The sequence below is a fragment of the Corynebacterium sp. genome, from assembly GCF_012838985.1.
Lineage (GTDB): Bacteria > Actinomycetota > Actinomycetes > Mycobacteriales > Mycobacteriaceae > Corynebacterium.
Window position 1 is genome coordinate 1 of the sequence record NZ_DUOE01000056.1, and the last position, 2,080, is coordinate 2,080.

Sequence of the window (2,080 nt, forward strand, 5' to 3'; positions counted from 1 at the left end):
CGGGCCGTCGACGCCCTCGAGTCCGATCCCGCCCGCCCCTGGACGGTGGGGGAGATCGCGCAGGTCGCCGGCTGCAGTGTGCGCACGCTGCAGGGGGATTTCCGGGAGGAGTATGGCGTCGGGCCGGTCGAGTATCTGCGCGGCATCCGTTTGTCGGTCATCCACGATGAGTTGGTCGCCGCGGATCCCCGCACCGGCGTCACCGTCACCGACATCGCCCTGACCTGGGGAGTTTCCCATCTGGGGCGTTTTTCCTCGGCTTATCGGCGCCGCTTCGGGCAGACCCCGAGCGAGACGCTCCGGGAGTTGCCGGAGTAGGCCTGGCTGAAGTGCCGCCGCTGACATCCTCGCCGCGGTGCTTTGGGGGTGAGCTGGTGCTGCATGCGGTGATTCGATCCGGTGCGAATTCTCGTGGCCGGCGGACGGCGCGAGGGGCCTCTAGGGTCGGGTTAGCGCGGGCTTGATGTGGTCCCACGCGGGCTGGAGCTCCTGGTTGAACTGGATCCAGTTGTGGGCGCCACCCTCCTTGTAGTTGACCACGTGGTGGTCCATGCCGGCGGCCTGCATGGCGTCGTCGAGCTCCCGGGTGCAGGTGAGCACGCCGCGCTCCAGGAGGCCACCGACGGCGAGGGAGGTGATCTCGTAGTTCTCGTAGAAGGTCTGCTCCTCCTCGGTGAAGGTGCCGTCCGCGGCGGAGAGGTACACGGCCTGGCCGGCGAGGCCGGACGGGTCGAGGGCGGCGTCGTGGCGGATCCACTCCTCGGAACCGTAGGGGCCCCACATGTTCTCCAGCACGCCACCGCGGGAGGTGACGACGAAGCTGGCCATCTGGCGGCCCACCGGGCTCATGGGGGAGTAGCAGCCGGAGATGCCGAAGACACCGTCGAACATGACCGGGTTCGTGTTGGCGATCTGGACGGCGCCGTTGGCGCCCATGGACAGGCCGCCGATGCCGCGCTTGCCGTTGAAGTTGATGCCGTTGTCTGGGTCCTCGAGAACCTGGGGCAGTTCCTCGGTGAGGAAGGTCTCCCACATGTGCAGACCGAGGGTCGGGTCCTCGTTGACCCAGTCGGAGTAGTTGGAGGCCCGGGCCTGGGTCGGCAGGACGAGGGTGACGTTCTCGTTGGCGAACACCTCGCGGGCAGCGCCGACGCTCAGCCAGCCGTTGCCGCGCGGGGCATCGACACCGTCGAGCATGTAGAGCATCGGGGACTTAACCGAGCGGTCGGCGGCGTGCCAGATCTGCACCTCGACGTTGCGCTTCATGGAGGGGGAAGAGACGACCCAGCGCTCGAGGCGCTGGCCTTCGTCCTGGATCTCGACGAGTTCCACGTCGGTGATCGAGTCGTCGGTCGGCAGCGGGTAGTCGTCGTCGAACTCGCGCCACTGGTCCGGCAGGGGCCACTCGGAGGAGCCGACGAGGGACAGGGAGCTCACGGCGGCGTCGAGAAACTACCGCAGCTTTCCAGTTATGTCACCTGATTCTCACAGGAAACATCTGTAACAGGGGTGTCAGTACAGGGAACCCTTGATCGCGTCCCAGGCCGGCTGCAGCTGCTCACTGTAGTTCGCCCAGTTGTGCACGCCCGGCCCCTTGTAGTCCACGACCTGGTGGGTCATTCCCGCGTCCCGCATGGCCCGGTCGAGCTTCTCGGTGCAGGAGAGCACACCGCGTTCGAGGACGGAACCGGCGGACATGTTGAAGAAGGGATCGTCATCGTAGGAGGCGGCGACCTCCTCGGTGAAGGAACCGTCGGCCGCGGACAGGTAGACGGCCATGTTGCGCAGGCCCTCCGGGTCGGCGACCGTGTCGTGGCGGTCCCACTCGGCGGAGCCGTAGGGGCCCCACATGTTCTCGACGTCGCCGCCGCGGGAGGTGACGACGAGGTTGACCATCTGGCGGCCCGCATTGTCATTGGTGGAGTAGCAGCCGGAGATACCGAAGGTGGCGTCGAAGATCTCCGGGTTGGTGTTGGCGATGTGCACGGCGCCGATGGCGCCCATGGACAGGCCACCGATGGCGTTCCTCCCGTTGTGGTTGAGCTCGGTCTCGGCGACAAGCAGTGGGTGTAGCTCCTGC

At 66.9% G+C, this 2,080-nt stretch carries 3 protein-coding genes; 1 reads left to right on the forward strand and 2 read right to left on the reverse strand.

Annotated elements, in window-relative coordinates:
• Positions 1–318, forward strand: a 318-nt coding sequence (locus tag GXZ33_RS03380) for a helix-turn-helix transcriptional regulator (RefSeq protein WP_291339434.1), incomplete at its 5' end; no start/stop codon positions are given.
• Positions 319–438: 120 nt separating this feature from the next.
• Here the strand turns inward: GXZ33_RS03380 and GXZ33_RS03385 are convergent.
• Entirely contained in the window at positions 439–1,437 is a 999-nt protein-coding gene (locus GXZ33_RS03385) for an alpha/beta hydrolase family protein (RefSeq protein WP_291339435.1), read from the reverse strand.
• Between the two features lie 75 nt (positions 1,438–1,512).
• Positions 1,513–2,080 (reverse strand): alpha/beta hydrolase-fold protein (locus GXZ33_RS03390; protein ID WP_291339436.1); only part of this gene is annotated, 568 nt, incomplete at its 5' end.